This window comes from Paenibacillus sp. UASWS1643 (genome assembly GCF_008693195.1).
Classification (GTDB): Bacteria; Bacillota; Bacilli; order Paenibacillales; family Paenibacillaceae; genus Paenibacillus; species Paenibacillus amylolyticus_B.
Genome location: NZ_VXKZ01000115.1, coordinates 787,427 through 808,805, shown reverse-complemented (window position 1 = coordinate 808,805; position 21,379 = coordinate 787,427). Strand labels below are relative to the sequence as shown.

The window sequence follows — 21,379 nt, the reverse complement described above, 5'->3', positions numbered from 1 at the left end:
TACCATGATAGGAGCATCTAATCATGGAGGTTATCAAAATGGAGCTTATGAAAACAGATGTAACCGTCATAGGTGGAGGAATTGCCGGGATATGCGCTGCCATTGCTGCCGCACGCCAAGGGCTGCAGGTTTCACTTATCAATGATCGGCCAGTTCTGGGGGGAAATGCGAGCAGTGAGGTCAGGGTTCATATCAACGGGTCGGCATATCTCGGAAACAGTCCATCCTATTATGCTCGCGAAGGCGGGTTGGTGGAAGAACTCAAACTGAAGATCTTTCATTATAATCCGTTATACAACAAAAAGCTTATGCTTTCGCTTTCGGATACAGTCTTGCTTGACATGGTTTATGATGAGCCCAATATTTCTCTATTCCTTAACACATGTGTGCATGAAACAGGCGTGGAGAACGGCAGAATCAAGTGGGTGGAGGGCCTTCAATTGGCTTCCGAAAGAAAATTTCGTTTTGAAAGCCCTACCTATATCGATTGCTCCGGCGATGGAATTGTTGGGTACCAAGCAGGTGCTCACTTCCGATGGGGAAGAGAGGCGAAGCATGAATACCAGGAGGAGCTCGCTCCAGAAGTGGCGGATCATTACACGATGGGTGATACGATTCTGTTTCAAGCCCGTGGCGTAAACTATCCCGTTCCTTACAAAAGGCCAGGCTTTGCGTATGATATTACGAAGCTGGAGTTTTTTGATAGTATCCGAAAAGGATTAAACCATCGGTCTTTTCCAAGAAAAATCAATGGGCTTGGCGGATTGTGGTGGCTGGAATACGGCGGACATATGGATATTATCAAGAATAATGAAGACATTGCCTTGGAACTGCGGAAATTGGTGTATGGGATATGGGATTATATCAAAAATAGCGGCGAGTTTGATGATGTGGACAATCTCATTTTGGATTATGTATGTCCGATTCCGGGGAAACGAGAGTCGAGGCGGTTTATAGGGGAGCACATGCTGTCTCAGAATGATCTTACAGCAAAACCTCATTTCGAGGATGCGGTATCCGTCGGAGGCTGGTATATGGATCTGCATGCGAATAAAGGCATCTACGATGAGGGGCCGGCTACCGCATGGAATTTTGTACCGGGATTGTATAATATCCCTTTCCGCAGCTTGTTTTCACGCAATATCCCAAATCTCATGTTCGCTGGCCGTAATATAAGCGCTACCCATGTGGCTTTTGGGTCTACAAGAGTGATGGCAACCTGTGGTTGTATGGGGCAGGCGGTAGGAACAGCTGCTGCGTTATGCGTAAAATATGATACAGACCCCGCGGCCATCGTCAAAGCCCATATGGGTGAGCTTCAGGCGCAGCTGCTTCGAGACGGGCAAACGATTGTAGGGCTTCAAGAGCCGTTGGATCCTTATTTCGCAGATGGATTAACGATTCGCGCCTCTTCTCAGCGAAGCTATGAACAGCTTCATCCAACCGAAGAGATCTCCTTGGAAAGAGCGTTATGTTTGGTCTTGCCGATCCAGACATCTCTGGTTGAAAGTGTGCAGATCAAAATTAAAAATAGATCCGAGCATTCGGAAACGTTGCAAGTGAAGCTGTTTGGCGGGGAGCGGAAGGAAAACTATATTCCCACCAGCGAGCTGAAGGGATACAACTTGGTGATTTCAGCGGGTCACAATGACTGGATTACAATGGACCTCAGCTGCAAGAAGCCAGAAGACGACAAAATCTACATTGTATTGGAAGGTACGGCGGGCCTTACTGTACACAGCAATGAAGAGAAAATGACTGGAGCGGTTAGCTTCCTTTATAGACCGGAAGAGCCATCCAGGCTGAAGAAACTTAATAAGAGCATTTGCTTCAAAGACCTGATACCATCTCAAAATATGTATAATCCCACGAATGTCGTCAACGGTTTCTCCAGACCTTATGGTCTGCCTAACAGCTGGATATCGGAAAGTACGGAAGGACAGGAATGGTTGGAATTTGGTTTTGCAAGCCCCAAGAATCTGGATGAAATCCATCTTATTTTCAATTCAAAACTGAATTTGGAGCATTTCGACGATCCGATCGAACCACTGATCCAGGATTATGATGTGACTTTAACTTTAGAAGATGGAACCAAGAGTGAAATTAAAGTCCGCGGGAATTATCTTTCGTTGAACAAACATCAGGTGAATGCACAAGGTGTAACCCAGATCCGGTTTGATTTCTGTGCAACGTATGGTTCGCCTTATTATGAAGTGTTTGCTGTAAAACTTTTTGCTCCTAAAAATGCTAATTGAGGGCGGGTGAAGTCACGATGAAGGAATTTTTCCCACGAAGAGGGCTGCCTAATGTCATTCAGAAGTTAGAAAATGGAGAAACCGTGACCATCGTTTATTTCGGAGGCAGTAATACACGTTCGGAAGGATACAGGGTCATGACGGCGGATTGGCTACGAGGGCAATATCCCCATGCCGATATCCGCGCTGTGAATGCAGGCATTGATGGGACAGGATCGGACCTCGGCTGCGCCCGTTTGGAGACAGATGTGCTTCGTCATCAGCCTGATCTCGTATTTGTTGAATTTGTTGGAAACGACGGCGGAGTTCCCGAATCCAAGGCACGGATCGAAGGGATTGTCCGACAGATTCGCAAGTGTAGCCGGTTCACCGATATCCTGTTTGTATATACGGTTAAGGAGCGGGATTTGACCTCATTTCAATCCGGCGAATACCAGAAGGGCGCTCTTATGCAAGAGGAAGTCGCCGACTATTACGACATTCCTTCCATTCATCTGGGCGTAGCGGTCAGTCAATTGGTTTCGGACGGAAAGCTTATTTTCACCTCAAGGGCAGACGTGGCCATTCCCGGAGCCGTTATTTTTACGCATGATTCGATCCATCCGACAATTCCCGAAGGACACCAGATTTACACAGACACCATCATTCGGTCATTTGAGAAAATGAGCAAACTTCGAGATCACGTGGGAAAAGTCGAACATCACTTGCCGCAGGACCCCTTGGTCCCGTCCAATCCTTGGGAGTATGCAACGATGCTGCCACTGGATCGTCTTACTCATTTTTCCGCAGGGTGGTCTTACGTGACCTCTGATGACTTTCCTTTAGTGCGTGAGTATGATTGGTTGTTCTCCGGTCTATGGCGAGCAGTTGATCCCGGAGAGGCGATCACAGTGGAGTTTGAGGGTACCCACATCGGGCTATTTGATATCGGGGGGCCGGATTCTGGCCGATTGAAAGTGTCGGTGGATGGAGGGGAACCATTCCTTATTGATCGATTCACACTCTATAACGATCATAATCGAAATCAATATGTTTTCTTGCCGGAGCTACCAAATGGGAAACATACAGTTTGCTTCGAGATCGATCACGAGAAAACTGACAAAGCAGCCATGTTTGAGGCAAGTGGTAATGAACGAAGTATGGAACATGTTCGACAACATCCTGCTTGGTATGATCAAACCGTCATTCAGCTTGGAAAGTTGTTATTGGTGCAGCCGCCATTATAATTGATGGGTTCACTTGGAACACTTGGAAGACCTATATTCTATCTGACTGCTACTGAGCAATCAATTAGGATGTAGGTTTCTTTTTTACTTAAAATCGTATAAGAAATTCTTAAAATGAAAGAAATTTCACCGTAATCTAACATGCTAAGATAAAAACGACAGAGCGGGATTAGGCAGAAGGGGAAGGTTAATTGCTTTTTTACAATCATTTGAGCAAAAGGCAATGCATTTATGCAAGCATTATCATTTTAAGGAGAGGCTGTGAATTGTATGGTCAAAAGGAAGCTGTTTTTCTTCATCGTTTTCATGTTGACGATCGTAGTTCCTTTCAGCCTGATCGGAATAAGGTCCGCTTATGCGGAGACCTTACCTTATCAGACGATTATCATCGATGACGGGAGTATCAAGATCAATGATGTTGTAACACCTGATGCGGGTAACGAGAACAATGGATATGCGGCTCCAAATTGGACTACAAGCACAGGGGTAAAGGGGTATGATCTATCCAGCACCAAATATACGAGTACAGCAGGCAGAACGATAACATGGAATCCACGCTTGGAAGCAGGAACGGCGAAAATATCGTTCTATAAGTTGGATTGGACAGATAAAGCAGATAGCAATGTGAAAATTGAGATCGTTCATAATGGAACTACGGATGTAGTCTATATGGATCTAAGACCCTCATCTGGCGAGCCGGCGGGTTGGGTTGATTTGGGAGAGTACTATTTTTCCGGGGTTGGTGAAGAGTACGTTCAATTGACCCGGTCTACCAGCACCACAAACACGATCCTTACACGCGCGGATGCGGTCAAGTTCGAAGGGAATATAAGGCAGAAAGAGCCACATAAGACAATCATCATTGATGATGGGAGCCTCACAATTGATCATGTCATCACTGTTGATTCAGGCAACGTCAGTAACGGGTTCTCCGCTCCTTATTGGACGACCAGTGCAGGAGTGAAGGGATACAATAATTCCAGTTCCAAATTTACAGACGCTGTAGGTAGAAGCATCACCTGGAATCCACGCTTGGAAGCAGGGACGGCGAGAATATCGTTCTATAAGCTGGATTGGGCGGATAAAGCAGACAGTAATGTGAAAATTGAGATTGTTCATAACGGGATTACGGATGTTAAGTTTATGGATCTTAGACCCTCGTCAGGTCCATCGGTTGGATGGGTGGATCTGGGGGAGTATGAGTTTAGTGGTGATGATAGCGAATTTGTCAGGCTGACTCGAACGCAGCCTTCTACGGGTACAATTATTACGCGGGCTGATGCAGTCAAGTACGAGGGGAATATCCGTCAACAAGCACCCCCGCTCCCCCCGCTAAGAAGCCGTACCTTAGCGAATCTCAGTTACACAGAGAAAGGCAGCATCGAAAATGCTAATTACAAGGCAACCTTCTATGAGGCAGCATGGGATGAAGGTAAATCCATCGTTCGTGACATGTTCTACAAAAACACGGAGACAGGGAACTGGGTTCCAATCAATAATGAATCGGAAAGATTGGAGGAACAATGGGTTTTATTGGACGGGAATGCGGGCAGCCGAACCAATTACTACGATACGATGAATAAGCGCTGGATTACATTCGACGAGGTCCATTTTCCCGACAGCCAGACGGCGGTACTAACCGACTCTACGCATGGCAGTGATTACGATTTTGAAGTGAACTGGTCCATGGCAGGGGATAAACCAGATGTCTCTTTTGCCTTTACGCCTCGCCGCGACGGCAATTATGTGATTGGATATCAGTCCTTCACAACAGAGGCAGTCTCGGGCATTAATGAAGTGTTAAATGGATTTAGGTCACATGCCAAAATGGTAGGTACGGTGGAATCAACAAGTTTAAGAGAGCTGAGCGCTCCGATGAGCCTGGTTGAGAAAAATGATGGTGCGGGAAATCCATTGACGTATGGCGTATTTGTACCTTCGGCAGAGCTTCCGGTTGAATTTGAACCGACGGGAGGCGTTACGAAACAACGGCTTGGCATGAGCCTGGTCAACAACGAAGGCAGCGTGCAGCCAATCCTGTATGCGCCTCAATTAGGGACTTATTCCCAAATGACCGCAGAAAGCACGTATCAATTTCATATTGGGCTAATCGCTCAAAAAAGCAATCTGTATGAGTCCTACGCGGATATTCTTCGCAATGATTATGGTTATTCAGCTTATCGGGAAAATGTGTCAGATCAGTCGCTTACTGATGCGATGTTTAATATGATCGATTTGCTTAAGGTTGAGCCGCAAGGGGACGACTCTATGAATTATGTCCCATCACCCAGCGGGTGGTGGAGCCGTGCCAAGGGTTTTATCGATATCGAAAACGAGGATAGCGTCCGAACAAGCTCAAATGCGGTTCTTTTGGGAGCTTACTATCTAACTGGGGATGACCAGCTATACGATACGAGAGCACTGCCGTCCGTCCAGTATGGCGTATCGCGAAACGGTATCGGTTGGTCGCCAACGCAGAAAAAAGTATACGGTGTGCCTTCGTTATGGAAAATGGCTACTCTGCCATTTGATGTTTCAAGTGTAGCCGCTGTCAATCAGATGATGGGCACTTCGGCAGGGATTGGGGCACTGGCACAGGAAGAGTACCTTGTGCGTGACCCGGATCAGAAAGACAGGGGTCCTGTCATTCAGCCTCTAATGATGTATCGTATGACGGGAGAGACACAGTATCTACAGGCTGCGAAGGATGCAGCCGACAACTATATCACGCAACATATCGATACGCCTGCATCTGTCGATGTGAGTAAAAATGAGTTCATTTATTATTATAGCAAGCTGTGGATGGAAATTTTGGAGCTTTACGAAGAAACGCAGGACCCCAAATACTTGGATGCCGCTTACAAGGAAGCTAAACGGTATGCAACCATGTTTGTTGCTCGTCCAGTTCCTGAAGGGAACGTTACGATTCCGCAGCCGGAAACATATAATTACGCGGAGTCGTTCCATTGGCCGGAAAGCGGTAAATTTCAATATCCTAGGCTTAAGCTTCCCGAAGATATTGCAGGAGGCGTTCAAGCGGAGCGTTGGCTTGTTTCACCGAGCGGACTGACGTTTGAAGCAGGAAGTACAACCGGCTATTATCGAATGAATGCTCAGGAAGCTCCATTCATGCTAAGATTGTCGCTTTATACAGGGGATGAACTGCTACAGGACATTGCTCATAATGCGGTTATTGGCCGATATTCCAGTTATCCAGGTTATTATTATAAAGGCTTCGCCGTTAGCCAACTTGAACCGGACTTTCCTCTGGAAGGCCCAAGCGGGGCTACATCCATCTATTATCACCATATTCCGGGGCAACTCGGGCAAACGATGGATTATTTGATCAGCGAACAATCATTGAAATCGAACGGCAGTATTACGTTTCCTTCCGTTTTTGAAACGAATTTTTTATGGTTCAAATATCATCTCTATGGGAATAAACCAGGTCAATTTTATGGTAATTCAGACGTCTGGCTTTGGATGCCCAAGGGGATTATTAAGACCAACCATCCTCAATTGAATTGGATAACGGGTGAGAGCGGCGATAAATTCTACATCGGGTTAAGCAACGCATCTTCAGAAGAAGTTCAGACTCCAATTGAATTAAATGAACAAATCATTGGATTCAACCCGGCACAAGATTACACCGTAACGATCATCCGTGACAATGGTACACCAGAGCAAACGGTTATGAGTGGTGGAATCATTCAAGCCACGGTTTCAGGCAAGGGCATCACCGCGATCATTATAGAGGGACTCGATATTGATGTACCGCTGCATCAGGTCAGAACGGCAGATACATCGGATGCAAGTTATTTCTTTGATACCCACAGTCCAATTGATGCGGTTAAAGTCATGCTGATCGTTAAGCCTGACGAAACGGTTTATGATGCTTATGTGCAGGCCAAAACAACGAAACCAGCGACAATCCATTATTCCCTGGATGGCGGGGCCACGTACACAACCGTGCCAGATACAATATACCCAATGGAATGGTCGATACGGGTGAATGATTTATCCCAGACCTTCACTTATTATGTGGAATCCGAGGGGAAGCAGACCCGCAAGCGGACACTCTATCTGCCGGATCAGGTATCGGAAACTCCAGTTCAACCCGATGGGCAGGATAGTTCAACCATCATTGTGGATAATACGGAGGCGGAGACAGAAGGTGTCTGGATAAGGGATACGACGGCTAACGATTATTATTATGATAACTATGTGTATGCCCAATCTACGACCGGCACAGCGACAAGCAAAATGAGATGGCGGCCTGAGTTGCCGGAAAGTGTCACTTACAGTGTGTATTACAAGATTCCGCAAATCACGGCTGCGAGTGAAAATTGGGCAACAAATGCCTCATTTACCGTTTATCATAGCGGCGGCTCCGAGACGGTGACAGTTGATGAGACAACAGCGAATGGTACTTGGGTGCACCTAGGTGATTATCCTTTTGCTGCAGGCGATAGCGGGTACGTGGAATTAACCAATAAGGCCAACAAGTCCAGAGTTGTTGCCGATGCAATCATGTGGGTGGACCCAAACAGGATACCTCAATTGGAGTCTGCTGTGATCATGTCCGATCGGAACGAGCTACAGATGACTCAAACCGCACAACTGAGCGTAACCGGCTATTTGGATAACGGTTTGATCGGTGATCTAACACAGGCCAATGTGCAGTATTTTGTTGATCGTACGGATCTGGCTGAAGTAAATAGCAGTGGGTTGTTGACTCTTCTTAATCTCGATGGGAACACGGATCACATTGAGGTATGGGCTACTGTCACGATTGACGGAGTGACCTTAACCACAGCACCTTTGAATATCACGATCAGGGACCTAACGGTTATCGTGGACAGTACAAATACAACAGGGTTATACACGACAGAAGGGTCTTGGAGCCAAAGCAATTTAGCAGGATACAAAATTGGGGTTAAATCCCGCTATTCAACAGTTCAAGGATCATCAGCAACGTGGAAAGGCCAGTTTCCAGAGGGGAAATATACGGTCTCGATCTACAAACTTGTCCATACAACGGCAAACGATAACAATGTCAAAGTGGAAGTGAAACATAAGACGGGTACAGAGGTCACCTATATCGATGCAACGGTTGGTTCATCGGGTTGGGTTAATCTGGGAACGTTCGACTTTACGGGTGACGGCAGCGAGTATGTGCGGTTAACCAGGGTTACTCCGACAACGACAGACCCGCCAACGCTTCCTGCGGATATGATCTATACGAGGGTTGACGCAGTTATGTTCGAACGGCATTCCGATGATTCGGAGTTGCTTGCAAATGAGCCAGATGAACCGATACATTCTGAACAAGACGAGTGAATTATGAATGAATGGAAATGAAACAACGGCAAGTGATGGTATGCAAATTATAGTAAAATAACGCTAAGAGCCGAGTGGATCAATACGATCCATTTGGCTCTTTTTGTTTAGGAGCAAGAAAGTGTGGTCACAGGAAAGGAAGCCAGTAGGCCACCTTCCTCGTACCCATTAAACATTTAAGTTTGCCAAATCCAACTTTTTTGGATTCTCGTAAAAAAATTGCCGCTTTCAGATTATGTTTCGTCACACTCAAAACGTTTCTCTAGACCCACACGAATCTTCAATGGTACCATCATACACGTGCTAGAAATGAAGATTGCAGGAGGATATCTTTTTGGATCAACTAAAATACGATAATCTAAAGCTGGGGGAGCGCGGAGCTATCATCAGCATTATCGCCTACATATGTTTGACCTTAATAAAACTGATCGTTGGCAATATGGCCGGATCCGAAGCCCTAAAGGCGGATGGATTAAACAATGCCACCGATATTGTGGCCTCCATAGCTGTACTGATCGGTTTGAAGCTTGCCCAACGCCCAGCCGACAAAGATCATACATATGGTCACTGGAGAGCAGAGACTGTTGCGTCACTAGTTGCTTCTTTCATTATGATGGCGGTAGGTTTACAAGTACTGTTTGAAGCCATCGGTTCTGTGTTCAGGGGTACACATGAATCTCCGGATATCATCGCTGCGTACACAGGTATCTTCTGCGCGGTTGTCATGTATGTGGTCTATCGCTATAACAAGAGACTTGCTACACGTATTCAAAGTCAGGCGGTCATGGCTGCAGCTCGAGATAATATCTCCGATGCCTTGGTGAGCACTGGTGCGGTCATTGGAATCGTGGGCTCCCAGTTCGGCCTCCCATGGCTGGATCCTGTAACGGCTGTCATCGTAGGTTTCCTGATCTGCAAGACCGCTTGGGACATTTTCAAGGAAGCCACACATCATCTGACGGACGGTTTTGATGTTGAACTGATTCAGGAGTACAAAAAAACGATTGCCGCAATTGACAGCGTAGAGACAGTTAAAGACGTGAGAGCGCGGAACTATGGCAATAACGTTGTAGTAGACGTTGTCATAACAGTCCATGCTGAGCTGGATCTTCAACAAGCACATGATATCTGTACAGACGTGGAGAACGAGTTAATGGAGGAGCATGACGTATACACCGTTCACGTTCATGTGGAACCTGATATGTTGAAAGAGTGCATTTGATATCAAGATGATAAAAGAGAGATTCGGCAAAGCAAAAAACCAGTGAAGTGTACTCATTCACTGGTTTTTTGCTTATTTCAATTGTCATCTTTAAAGAATCCGCTCGTTATTTATCCTCTACATGACTATCTCGGCAAATTGTAGGTAATCAGATTGTTATATTTATCCGCATGTTTCTGTTCATCCAGAATGATCCCCCACACCGTGTCTTTATATATGCCATAAGGGAGACCAAACCATATTTTCCGATACTTTTCCACGGCCGCCAATTCACCTTGAAACGCCTGTTGCAGCCCAGCAAGATAAGAGGTGACCGTCTCAACCGGCTCACTACTTACGCCCGAAATCTCCTGACCCGTTAGATCTTTGTACATTTGCCGAAACATTTGATTATGTCCGCGTTCATCATTACGGATGCTCGTGATGATGGCATCAGGTGACGACTGAATCAGTGAATCATAGAAAATTTCATCGTTTCGTTCTCCCTGTACAGCCGATTTGATTAATTCAAGTGCTTCGACTGATGATGTTGCCCATACCGGAGTAAAAGTGTACCTGTAACCATAAGGATATGCCACATACATTACGAATCCCTCCAAGACGAATATGAGTTAAGATATGCATGTATGCCCATCCGCGTTAACCCATAGCTGTATTGTGTATGCACGGTAAACTTTTCAGACCGGGTTTCGATCGCTTTGTAGATGTTTCAATAACATACCGTACCCGTAAGCAAGCACAAATGGCAGGAGATAGGACAAGAAAGTCCAAAAGATGTTCCAACCGTTAAAATAGATCACATGTCCCAGCGTTTTAGCAATCCATTCTATTAAAGTCAGTGAAAAGGAGGCCGCAAATATGGCTCCCCATGGCTTCGCCCCTTTTACTAAAATGGCATACATCATCAGGCATCCGGCAATTGGATAGATTCCGAGGTCCATAGGGAGAGCGGCAAAGGACTGGTTGCGAGTGTTTGGAAGTATGTTCCAGAAATAATTAAACCCCACGTTGTTGATACATGCGGAAATAGCCACACCCAGTGGATAATAAATTACAAGGATTTTAACATTCCGTCGCAGAATCCATACGCCCAACAGAATGGGAAGAACCATACCCAAGAGCAAATTTCCTAACATTTATTTTTCCTCCAAAGCTTGTTACTTCAATTATTGATTCTCATTTCTTAATTCAGTCCGTCGTTTTCTTCTCCATAAGACGATCCATTTGATCGGACAGCGCATTTAATTTTTTATCATAATGCTTGTACGTATAGTATCCAATGATTGCTTTGACCGTAAAAAAGAGTATCGCGGCAATAACAATCAATATATAATTGTGGGCAATCTGGCTCAACCAGTCGTTAACCGCATTCATCGAATTTCTCTCCTTCAACACATAGTTGGTTAAGTTAGAGTGCCCATCTTCATGGGAAATAATGCATGGCTATACGGCAGCGAGAACGAACACAAACGGAAATAAAATCGTCACCCTCCTATAAAATGGCTCCATGTTTTGTTCCAACAACCGAACATATTTAAGGACGATTGGGTGAATACTCAGAAGAGTTCCATAATTATCTAACGAGTGAAAGGGTGCTTGTATTGTACGAACATCTTAGCATCTTCCTCCGAAGTATCTTTGCCTTTTTGATATTATTGGGTATTGCACGTATATTGGGAAAACAAACGTTGTCTGATATGAATTTCCATGAATTTGTCACCGCAGTGATCATGGGAGCCATAGCTGCCAATCTAGCTTTTAACGAAAAAATAGAAGTTACACATCTGATTATTTCTCTAATTGTTTTTACCGGAACCTCTTATCTGTTATCTAAATTAAATCTGAAAAGCAGAAAAATCCGTCTACTGGCAGAAGGTTCACCTACAGTATTAATTGAAGGCGGCAAAATCCTTGAAAATAATCTCGCCAAGAATAAACTGACATTGGATTCCTTAAACCAAATGTTAAGACAGAAAGACATTTTCAACATGGAGGAAGTTGAGTACGCCTTACTCGAAGTGAATGGACAAGTTTCAGTCATGAAAAAAAACAAATATAGAACGGCTACGGTTGAGGATGTTCGTAGGAAGGTAGAGGCCAAACCTGAACGCATGCCTGTGGAGTTAATTATGGACGGAACGATGTTAAGCAAGAACCTAGAACTAAATGGCATATCAGATAAGGAATTAATGCAACAGCTTGAATCGAAAAGTAAGAACATAAACGATGTATTCTATGCTGTAAAAGGAAGCGACGGCAGGATCTATATAGATTATTATGAGGATCAAATCAAGCATCCCATTGATGTCGAGTGACGCCATCAGAAATGAAAAAAATTCCCTTCTCTTCAGATGAAAGAAGAGAAGGGATAATCATAACTACCGTATTATTGTCAAATTATTGGTGCTTGCTGAGGATATCAAATATGATCTTGGCATTATCTGTGTTGTCGATCAATCCGGCGAAGCGATGACTTGCGGGTCCGTAGGCATAGACAGGAACATCTTCACCTGTATGTCCACCTGTTGTCCAGCCCGTAAACGAACGACTGTTAATAATTGCTTCAATGGCATTATCAATCTTCGTTACATCTGCACTTTTGGCTACTTCTTTCACCGATTGAATCTCTTCCGACTTCAACTCGAGTTTCAGATAACTTTTCAATGTTTCTTCAACCGAAGCACCTTTGGCAATTTGTGCTGCCATGAAGTCTGGTGTTCGCAGTGCAGCTTTGATCGGATCTACGAAGAAGTTGTATTCTCCGTCTTTTCCAAGCGTAAGTCCGCCCGTGGAGTGGTCAGCAGTAGCTACGACAAGTGTTTCGCCGTCTTTTTTGGCAAAATCAATAGCTGCCTGAAATGCTGCTGCGAAATCTTCCATTTCACTCATCGCACCAACGATATCATTATCATGTCCTGCCCAGTCGATCTGGCTGCCTTCGACCATTAGAAAGAATCCTTTGTCGTTGGAGCTGAGACGATCAATCGCTGTATTGGTCATCTCAGCCAATGATGGTGTTTCAGCAGTACGATCGATCATCTTGTCCAATCCTCCATCGGCAAACAGTCCAAGCACTTGTTGATTCTTATCAGCGAGGAGAGAGGAACGATCCGTCACATAGCTGAATCCGGCCTTCTGGAACTCCTTCGTCAGGTCACGACCCTCGCGTACAAAATTGGATTTCCCTCCACCCAGAAGTACATCCACTTTATGCTTGCCATTAATCAACTCATCATAATAATCGTCCGCAATGGCATCCATATTTTTTCGACTGATATCATGGGCACCAAATGCAGCTGGTGTGGCATGAGTGATCTCCGACGTAGCCACGAGTCCGGTGGACTTACCGTTTTCTTTGGCCTGCTCAAGTACGGTTTTGACTTCCTTCTGCTCAGGGTCAACCGCAATGGCCGCATTGTATGTTTTCACACCCGCCGACATGGCCGTTGCTGCGGAAGCGGAATCCGTTACATTTTGTTTATCATCATCCGGATAGGTCATTTGTGCCCCAACAAGATAAGGGTCAAATACGGTTTTGTCCATGCCCTTCGTTGAAGAATCATCCTTCATATAACGGTAGGCCGAAGTATACGAGGTACCCATGCCATCCCCAATGAGGAAAATGATGTTCTTGATTTGTTTTTTCTCCACACTCACAGCTTGAACGGCACTTGCTTGTCCGGCAGACAAGAGAGTGGAAGCGGAGACAGCCAGAGTCAGCGCTACCGCTGGTAATACTCTTTTGGATAATTTCACAATGATTCCTCCTCATCGTATCTCGAAAACAAAAATGAATGCATGAATCTATATTCATTTGTTCATCATTAAAAAGGTTAGCATTTATTTGTAAATGAAAACCAAGAATTTTGTATACCTGAGGTCAAATAAACAAAATAAGACGATGTGTTAATTCTTTGCATGAGGAGAAAGACATACATCCCGATCAGGACAATGGGATTCTGACGAAAGATTCACATGATCTGCAACATACGAGATTATAAAAACATACTCATTCCGCTGTTTTTGAAGTATGATACAACATAAGTAGAACGCTTTCATTTTTGTATTACTGTTAATATAAAGTCAATTTCATTTCAGGAGGCTCTTTACCATTGACCAAAACAACTCCAACTTATGATGGGTATCTCTTTGTACATTTTATTGGCGAACAACTAGACGGAGAGCAGGTTTATTTCTCCTATAGCGAGGATGGTCTTCACTGGAAAGACCTTAATGACGGCTCGCCTGTGCTGTTTTCCGGCCTTGGAGAAAAGGGGGTGCGGGACCCATTTCTAGTTCGTTCAGTCAAGGATAATAAATTTTATCTGATTGCTACGGATCTCCGCATCGCAAGCGGCAAAGGATGGACTCATGCCGTTAATGCCGGGAGCCGGGACGTAATTATATGGGAATCAAGCAATCTCGTGAACTGGTCATCCCCATGGAACGTTACACTGGGTGTTGAGGGCGCTGGATGTGTCTGGGCACCCGAAGCTGTGTATGATGAAATAACAGATGAGTTTCTTGTATTTTGGGCTTCTGCGACGCAAGAATCTCAGGAGCAAGAACGAAAACAAAAAATATACAGCGCTCGTACAAAAGACTTTCGTTCGTTCTCGGCATCGGAAAAATACATTGAGCGGGATAATCATATTATTGATACAACGATTCTTCCTGCGGATGGCTCTTATTATCGATACTCCAAGGATGAAACAACCAAAAACATACGGGTAGAAAAAGGAGACTCTCTCGACAAAGAGGCGTTTGTTACGCTGCAAGCCCCGGTACTGGAGGCTTTGGCAGGTGTGGAGGGACCTCAAATCTTTAAATTCAATGACCGGGAGGAATAGTGCCTGATTGTTGATCGATTTGCTGAAGGAAAGGGGTATCTTCCTCTGCTGACTACAGATCTGCGAAGCGGAGAATTCCGAATCGTCCCTGATGGTGAATTCGATATGGGTACGACTCAAAAGCGTCATGGAAGTGTCCTGCCAGTCACAGCAGAGGAGTGCAGCCGGCTTCTTGCGGCTTTCGGGGATGGTCATCAGGTGCTTCCGGGACAATATGCCGATCCTGATGTAGCCAAGTTTGAGGATCGTTACTATATGTATCCAACAACAGATGGCTTCGAGGGGTGGTCGGGGACACAGTTCAAAGTGTTTTCTTCTTCAGACCTGAAGCATTGGCAAGACGAAGGTGTTATCCTTGATCTGGGAACAGAGGATGTGGCCTGGGCAACCGGTAATGCATGGGCACCGGCAATTGCCAGCCGTAACGGAAAGTTCCATTTTTATTTCTGTGGCAAAATGCTGAACGGCGAGAGTGCCATTGGCGTTGCTGTAGCGGATACACCGATTGGTCCATTCCTGGCCGAGTCGCAACCTTTGATCACAATGGAGCAGTTAAAACGTCTGGGCATTACCATGGGCCAGGCTATTGATCCCTCCATCTATATTGAAGATGATGGAAAACCATATCTGCTATTTGGCAATGGACATGCTGCCATTGTGGAGCTTAATGAAGATATGATAAGTGTCGTTGAGGACACAATGAGCAATCTGGCGGGCTTGCATGATTTTCGTGAGGCGGTAACCGTTTTGAAGCAGGGTGGACTATACCATTTTACGTGGTCCTGTGATGACACAGGCAGCGAAGACTATCATGTGAATTACGGTACGGCAGAGCAGCTATATGGTCCAATCACCTATCGATACCCAATCCTGAGCAAAAATGTGGAGAAGGGCTTGCTGGGTACAGGTCATCACTGTATCTTTAATGATTCCGAAACGGGTCAATACCAGATTGCCTATCACCGTTTTGTCACCCCACTATCCAGATTTTCCTCTGGAAAGGGGTATCACCGCGAAATATGTATGGACCCGCTTCTATTTGGTAAGGACGGACTGATTCAGCCGGTTATACTCTAATATAAGACGTTTAATTAAATCGCTATTTACAAAGACCTGATACAGCATGATTGCCTGTCAAATATCGCTTTTGGCGGTTTTGGCAGGCATTTTTATCATCCACCTGGAACAAGCCAGAACCTTAGGGCTGAGCGGGTATGAAACTTATTGAACACATTCAATCCAGAATACATTTGACATGCGAATCAATAAATCGTATTATTACGATATAACGATTTAGGAGGAATACTTTTGAACACTCCCGCTTTTGACAGCAATAACATTAAACAGTTCGATGAACCTGCTAATCTGCTGAAAGCTTTATCTCACCCCATTCGTTTATGCATTGTGCGGGGACTGATGATGAAAAAAAAATGTAATGTTTCTTATATGCAGGAATGTCTGGATCTTCCCCAATCTACAGTGTCACAACATCTCCAAAAGCTTCGTAGTGCAGGTATTGTTGCTACAGAGCGCAATGGTCTTGAAGTGAACTATGTGCTTGCTGATCCACGGGTTGAACAGATTATAAATACTTTATTTGAAAAGGATGATTGTGAATCATGAGTAAAAAAGTACTGATTGTTGGCGGGGTAGCTGGAGGTGCATCTTCAGCTGCACGTCTTCGCCGTCTGGATGAACATGCCGAAATTATTATCTTTGAGAAAGGGCCTTATATCTCATTTGCCAATTGTGGCTTACCTTATTATGTAGGGGGATCAATCGATGACCGAGAGCGTCTGCTGGTGCAAACGCCAAAAGGGATGGCAGATCGTTTTCGTATCGATGTTCGCACAAGAAGTGAGGTTGTAGCTATTGATTCGCAGAAGCGAGTGGTTCAGATACAGTCGCAGGAACGCGGTGCATATGAAGAAAGCTATGACGAGTTGATATTGTCACCAGGTGCAAAACCGATCATTCCCGATCTGCCGGGTAAGGACAATCCACTAATTTATACCGTACGGAATATTCCTGATATTGATCGGATCAAAGACCAGGTAAGTTCTTCTAACAACAAGTCTACGATCGTCATAGGTGGTGGATTTATAGGTGTGGAAATGGCTGAGAATTTAAAGGAAGCTGGTCTGGATGTAACGCTGGTTGAGGGGAACGCACAAGTACTCACACCATATGATCCCGAATTAGCAGCCGCATTAGCACAGGAAATGGAGAATCACGGTGTGAACCTGCTGTTTTCCAAACGTGTTCAGGGATTCCATTCCCTGGAGCAGGGCATAGGAGTTGAACTTGCGGATGGTCATATGCTAACAGCTGACATGGTTATTCTTGCGATAGGCGTAACGCCGGACACCTATTTCTTGAAAGATAGCGGTGTTTCGCTGGGTGCACGTGGACATATTATCGTAAATGAAGCTTTAGAAAGCAGTGTGCCACATATCTATGCGGTTGGGGATGCCATCGAAGTAACGGAAACCATTCATGGTACGAAGGCAACGATACCACTTGCCGGACCTGCCAACAAACAAGGTCGTATTGTTGCCGACCGTATTGCAGGGCTTCATTCTACCTATAAAGGAACACAAGGTACGTCCATTATCAAAGTATTTGGAATGACCGCAGCCACAACAGGCAGTAATGAGAAAACACTCCAGCGTCTCGGCGTGGAATATCAAACCGTTATCGTACACCCTGCTTCTCATGCATCGTATTATCCGGGTTCTAGCGCAATTACTCTTAAACTGCTGTTTACTCCGGAAGGTAAGATTTTAGGCGCACAAGCAGTCGGGTATGATGGAGTGGATAAACGAATTGATGACATTGCTGTAGCCATTCATTTCGGAGGACATGTACGGGATTTGACAGAGCTTGAACTGAGTTACGCGCCACCATATTCTTCTGCCAAAGATCCCGTGAATATGGCTGGATATGCAGCAGAGAATATGATCACTGGACGTGTTCAGACGTTCACCTATAATCAACTGGCTGATCGTCAGCCTGGGCAGTCGATACTTCTGGATGTTCGCAGTGAAATTGAGCATCATAATGGTCATATTCCGGATTCACTCTCTATTCCAGTTGATGAGCTTCGTGAGCGGTTAGATGAATTAGACCGATCCAAAGAAATTTGGCTATACTGTCAAGTCGGCTTACGTGGTTATACAGCTTCGCAAATTCTGCGTCAGCATGGTTTTAGTGTAAAAAACTTGAGTGGTGGTTATAAAACATACCGTCAAGCCCAGTTTAAGCCTGCTCCATTTACTGCTGCAAAACAAGATTATCATGATCCTGCGGTGGATGCTAAGGAAAAGGAGTCTATTCCAGCTGACTCGACACAGCCGCAACGTATTGATCATGACTTGAACGTATGCGGATTAAGTTGTCCTGGTCCGTTAATACAAGTGAAGCAAAAAATGGATCAACTCTCGAACGGAGAAACCCTTCGCGTGAAAGCTTCCGATCCAGGCTTCTATGAAGATGTTAAAGCATGGGCCACGATGTCAGGTTCCACCATCTTGCAGTTGGAAAGAATGAAAGGCGGTACAATTGAGTCTGTCCTTGTTAAAAATACAGCACAACCCGTGTCGGATTCCCCCATCAGCGATCCTGCCAGTACAATGGTAGTCTTCAGTGGCGATCTGGATAAAGCGATTGCCTCACTCATTATTGCAAATGGGGCCGCAGCCAGTGGACGGAAAGTAACTCTATTTTTCACATTTTGGGGATTGAGTATTATTCGTAAGCCGCAACCGCAAAAGTTATCCAAAACCATGATCGGCCGTATGTTTGATATGATGTTACCTCGCGGTAGCCAGAAGCTTGGCATGTCCAAAATGAATATGCTTGGAGCAGGCCCGAAAATGATCCGGGGTTTGATGAAAAAACATCATGTGCCTTCGTTGGAAGAATTGATAGAGAGTGTAATTGCACAAGGAGCAGAGATCGTTGCCTGCCAAATGTCCATGGATTTAATGGGAATTCAGCGTGAAGAATTAATAGACCAAGTTAAAATTGGTGGTGTAGGTTACTATCTTGGACAAGCATCACAAGCAAATCATAATCTGTTTATTTAAAAATTTATCACAAACTCAAAAAAGCGTTGATTCGAATTCGAACCAACGCTTTTTTGGACTTAATCATCAAGTAAACATTGACTTCATTTTTTTGATATTATAATATAAGCATACACTTATATGTATTGAAGGAGGAAGTGCTATGGATTCTATGCAAGAGGTAGCGGATAAGCTTAAATTGCTGGGTGATAAAACACGCCTTACGATCCTTACACTCCTCAAAGAACGTGAATGGTGTGTGTGTGAATTTGTAGAGATTTTAGACATGTCACAACCTGGAATTAGTCAGCATTTGCGCAAACTGAAGGATCAAGGCTTGGTTAAAGAAAGTAAACGTGGTCAGTGGGTATACTACTCTTTAAATGTAGAGAATACACCCTATATTTCATCTGTCCTGGAATTGATGCCGGATACAGCAACTATTCTTAAATCGTTAAATAAAGAAAACTTTACATCAGTATGTAATTAATTTTTGATCAATATATAAGCATATCATTATATACCAATGTAAATTAAGATGAACTGAAAGGGGGGGATCGTTTTGTTTTCTACGCTGTTAGCCTGCATCATCTTTTTGATTACACTTGTACTCGTTATTTGGCAGCCTAAAAACCTGTCCATTGGTTGGTCTGCTTGCGGCGGAGCAATCCTTGCTTTACTTGTGGGTGTGGTCAATTTGGAAGATGTATGGGATGTAACACGAATCGTATGGAACGCCACGCTTGCTTTTGTCGCAATCATTCTGATCTCATTAATTCTGGATCGTATTGGTTTTTTTGAATGGGCTGCCTTACATATGGCCAAAGCCGCTCATGGCAATGGTGTACGTATGTTTGTTTACGTCTCCATACTGGGAGCGGTGGTTTCTGCTTTCTTTGCCAACGATGGAGGCGCACTGATTCTAACGCCGATTGTTCTAGCCATGGTACGTGCATTGAATTTCGATGCGAAAAAAGTATTTCCATTTATTATCGCCAGTGGATTTATTGCGGATACAACTTCCTTGCCATTGGTTGTAAGTAACCTGGTCAACATAGTGTCTGCCGATTTCTTTGGTATTACGTTTATGGAGTACGCAGGAAGGATGTTTGTTCCAAATCTGTTCTCACTGGCGGCGAGTATAGGTGTACTGTATCTCTTTTTCCGCAAGAGTATTCCCAAACGATTTGATGCCAGTGAATTGAAACCTCCGGTAACTGCCATTAAGGATATGAAGATGTTTCGGTTGTCGTGGGTGGTGTTAGCGGTTCTTCTCATTGGATACTTTACCAGTGAATTTATCGGAATTCCCGTATCTCTTGTGGCAGGTATTGTCGCGATATTCTTCCTGATCATGGCTTCCCGCAGTTCAGCTGTACCAGCTACATTGGTTGTCAAAGAAGCGCCGTGGGCCATCGTATTTTTCTCCATCGGCATGTATGTCGTGGTTTATGGTCTACGTAACGTAGGTTTGACCGATCTGTTGGCCGTAGTCATTCAGGCTGTGGCTGATCAAGGATTGTTTGCTGCAACAATGGGTATGGGCTTTATCGCGGCAATCATCTCATCCCTGATGAACAATATGCCTACCGTGTTAATTGATGCGCTTGCCATTGATGCAACCACAGCTACAGGGACTGTTCGGGAGGCGCTTATCTATGCCAATATTATTGGCTCGGACTTAGGTCCCAAGATTACCCCGATTGGTTCACTTGCGACCCTGCTTTGGCTTCATGTACTTAGCACCAAAGGTGTCAAAATCTCATGGGGCACTTACTTCAAGACGGGTATCATAATCACCATTCCGACTCTGTTTATTACGCTAGTGGGTCTGTATCTGTGGTTAAGCATTCTATAAAAGCAATCTATAATTCAAGTAACGAGGAGACGATGAACATGAGTAAAAAAACACTGTACTTCCTGTGCACAGGCAACTCTTGCCGGAGTCAAATGGCCGAAGGCTGGGCCAAGAAATATCTGAGTGAGGACTGGAATATCTATAGCGCAGGAATTGAGGCCCACGGTCTGAATCCAAAAGCGGTTGAAGCCATGAACGAAGTTGATCTGGATATTTCAACTCAAACCTCGGACATCATTGATTCAGAGTTGTTGAACAACGCTGATTTCGTAGTCACGTTGTGTGGGGATGCAGCAGATAAATGTCCAATGACGCCTCCACATGTGAAGAGGGAACACTGGGGATTTGATGATCCTGCCAAAGCGCAAGGTACAGATGAAGAGAAATGGGCCGTATTCCAAAGGGTTCGTGACCAGATCGGGGAGCGTATTAAAACATTTGCTGAAACCGGAAAATAATATAGACCTGCCTGAGCAGGGATAATTGAATGAGTACCGAGAGAATGCCACGATGAGTGGCATTTTTTTGTTCAAAAAAAAAGAACGTTTCATTTAGAAACGG

16 protein-coding genes are annotated in these 21,379 nt (G+C 44.7%); 12 read left to right on the top strand and 4 right to left on the bottom strand.

Annotated features, from left to right (window positions below):
• Positions 1 to 23 precede the first annotated feature (23 nt).
• From FE296_RS27925 to FE296_RS27910, 4 genes are all read left to right on the top strand, one after another.
• A complete protein-coding gene (locus FE296_RS27925) occupies positions 24 to 2,255 on the top strand; it encodes an FAD-dependent oxidoreductase (protein ID WP_150367151.1) in 2,232 nt (743 codons plus the stop codon).
• Between the two features lie 17 nt (positions 2,256 to 2,272).
• Positions 2,273 to 3,481, top strand: coding sequence for an SGNH/GDSL hydrolase family protein (locus FE296_RS27920; protein WP_150367150.1), 1,209 nt, complete (start codon positions 2,273 to 2,275; stop codon positions 3,479 to 3,481).
• 306 nt (positions 3,482 to 3,787) lie between these two features.
• Positions 3,788 to 8,821 carry a golvesin C-terminal-like domain-containing protein gene (locus FE296_RS27915; protein ID WP_190945608.1) on the top strand — a complete coding sequence of 1,678 codons (5,034 nt, stop codon included), beginning with the start codon at positions 3,788 to 3,790 and terminating at the stop codon, positions 8,819 to 8,821.
• Between the two features lie 334 nt (positions 8,822 to 9,155).
• The gene (locus FE296_RS27910) at positions 9,156 to 10,043 is read left to right on the top strand and encodes a cation diffusion facilitator family transporter (protein ID WP_150367148.1); all 888 of its coding nucleotides are present in this window, start codon (positions 9,156 to 9,158) and stop codon (positions 10,041 to 10,043) included.
• A 125-nt stretch (positions 10,044 to 10,168) separates the two neighbouring features.
• On the opposite strand, the gene FE296_RS27905 is transcribed toward FE296_RS27910, so the two are convergent.
• The 3 genes from FE296_RS27905 to FE296_RS27895 all read right to left on the bottom strand — a co-directional run bounded on the left by FE296_RS27905 (position 10,169) and on the right by FE296_RS27895 (position 11,417).
• Entirely contained in the window at positions 10,169 to 10,627 is a 459-nt protein-coding gene (locus FE296_RS27905; protein WP_150367147.1) for a ferritin-like domain-containing protein, read from the bottom strand.
• 93 nt (positions 10,628 to 10,720) lie between these two features.
• The gene (locus FE296_RS27900) at positions 10,721 to 11,179 is read right to left on the bottom strand and encodes a CBO0543 family protein (RefSeq protein ID WP_150367146.1); all 459 of its coding nucleotides are present in this window, start codon (positions 11,177 to 11,179) and stop codon (positions 10,721 to 10,723) included.
• Positions 11,180 to 11,231: 52 nt separating this feature from the next.
• Positions 11,232 to 11,417 (bottom strand): hypothetical protein, encoded by a 186-nt coding sequence (locus tag FE296_RS27895; protein ID WP_150367145.1) that lies wholly within the window; start codon positions 11,415 to 11,417, stop codon positions 11,232 to 11,234.
• Positions 11,418 to 11,635: 218 nt separating this feature from the next.
• Here FE296_RS27895 and FE296_RS27890 point away from each other — a divergent pair, with 218 nt between their 5' ends.
• Positions 11,636 to 12,358, top strand: coding sequence for a DUF421 domain-containing protein (locus tag FE296_RS27890; protein ID WP_411860607.1), 723 nt, complete (start codon positions 11,636 to 11,638; stop codon positions 12,356 to 12,358).
• A gap of 82 nt (positions 12,359 to 12,440) precedes the next feature.
• On the opposite strand, the gene FE296_RS27885 is transcribed toward FE296_RS27890, so the two are convergent.
• Positions 12,441 to 13,802, bottom strand: coding sequence for an alkaline phosphatase (locus FE296_RS27885; protein ID WP_150367143.1), 1,362 nt, complete (start codon positions 13,800 to 13,802; stop codon positions 12,441 to 12,443).
• 353 nt (positions 13,803 to 14,155) lie between these two features.
• Between FE296_RS27885 and FE296_RS33615 the strand changes: the two genes are divergently transcribed.
• The 7 genes from FE296_RS33615 to arsC all read left to right on the top strand — a co-directional run bounded on the left by FE296_RS33615 (position 14,156) and on the right by arsC (position 21,276).
• Positions 14,156 to 14,893 carry a glycoside hydrolase family 43 protein gene (locus tag FE296_RS33615; protein ID WP_223869064.1) on the top strand — a complete coding sequence of 246 codons (738 nt, stop codon included), beginning with the start codon at positions 14,156 to 14,158 and terminating at the stop codon, positions 14,891 to 14,893.
• Between the two features lie 105 nt (positions 14,894 to 14,998).
• Positions 14,999 to 15,970 carry a family 43 glycosylhydrolase gene (locus tag FE296_RS33610; RefSeq protein WP_223869063.1) on the top strand — a complete coding sequence of 324 codons (972 nt, stop codon included), beginning with the start codon at positions 14,999 to 15,001 and terminating at the stop codon, positions 15,968 to 15,970.
• Between the two features lie 231 nt (positions 15,971 to 16,201).
• Positions 16,202 to 16,516 carry an ArsR/SmtB family transcription factor gene (locus FE296_RS27875; RefSeq protein WP_124114836.1) on the top strand — a complete coding sequence of 105 codons (315 nt, stop codon included), beginning with the start codon at positions 16,202 to 16,204 and terminating at the stop codon, positions 16,514 to 16,516.
• Positions 16,513 to 18,981, top strand: a complete 2,469-nt coding sequence (locus FE296_RS27870; protein ID WP_150367142.1) for an FAD-dependent oxidoreductase — start codon at positions 16,513 to 16,515, stop codon at positions 18,979 to 18,981. Before FE296_RS27875 ends, FE296_RS27870 begins: the two co-directional genes overlap by 4 nt.
• Before the next feature lie 142 nt (positions 18,982 to 19,123).
• Positions 19,124 to 19,450 (top strand): ArsR/SmtB family transcription factor, encoded by a 327-nt coding sequence (locus FE296_RS27865; RefSeq protein WP_124114838.1) that lies wholly within the window; start codon positions 19,124 to 19,126, stop codon positions 19,448 to 19,450.
• 72 nt (positions 19,451 to 19,522) lie between these two features.
• On the top strand, positions 19,523 to 20,818 hold the full coding sequence (locus FE296_RS27860) for an arsenic transporter (RefSeq protein WP_150367141.1): 1,296 nt from the start codon (positions 19,523 to 19,525) through the stop codon (positions 20,816 to 20,818).
• Positions 20,819 to 20,856: 38 nt separating this feature from the next.
• On the top strand, positions 20,857 to 21,276 hold the full coding sequence (arsC, locus tag FE296_RS27855; RefSeq protein ID WP_047843093.1) for an arsenate reductase (thioredoxin): 420 nt from the start codon (positions 20,857 to 20,859) through the stop codon (positions 21,274 to 21,276).
• Positions 21,277 to 21,379 lie beyond the last annotated feature (103 nt).

Coding starts and splice junctions, on each gene's coding strand:
- FE296_RS27925 (WP_150367151.1), top strand. CDS start 24: ATGGAGGTTATCAAAATGGAGCTTATGAAAACAGATGTAACCGTCATA.
- FE296_RS27920 (WP_150367150.1), top strand. CDS start 2,273: ATGAAGGAATTTTTCCCACGAAGAGGGCTGCCTAATGTCATTCAGAAG.
- FE296_RS27915 (WP_190945608.1), top strand. CDS start 3,788: ATGTTGACGATCGTAGTTCCTTTCAGCCTGATCGGAATAAGGTCCGCT.
- FE296_RS27905 (WP_150367147.1), bottom strand. CDS start 10,627: ATGTATGTGGCATATCCTTATGGTTACAGGTACACTTTTACTCCGGTA.
- FE296_RS27900 (WP_150367146.1), bottom strand. CDS start 11,179: ATGTTAGGAAATTTGCTCTTGGGTATGGTTCTTCCCATTCTGTTGGGC.
- FE296_RS27895 (WP_150367145.1), bottom strand. CDS start 11,417: ATGAATGCGGTTAACGACTGGTTGAGCCAGATTGCCCACAATTATATA.
- FE296_RS33610 (WP_223869063.1), top strand. CDS start 14,999: ATGGGTACGACTCAAAAGCGTCATGGAAGTGTCCTGCCAGTCACAGCA.
- FE296_RS27870 (WP_150367142.1), top strand. CDS start 16,513: ATGAGTAAAAAAGTACTGATTGTTGGCGGGGTAGCTGGAGGTGCATCT.
- FE296_RS27865 (WP_124114838.1), top strand. CDS start 19,124: ATGGATTCTATGCAAGAGGTAGCGGATAAGCTTAAATTGCTGGGTGAT.
- arsC (WP_047843093.1), top strand. CDS start 20,857: ATGAGTAAAAAAACACTGTACTTCCTGTGCACAGGCAACTCTTGCCGG.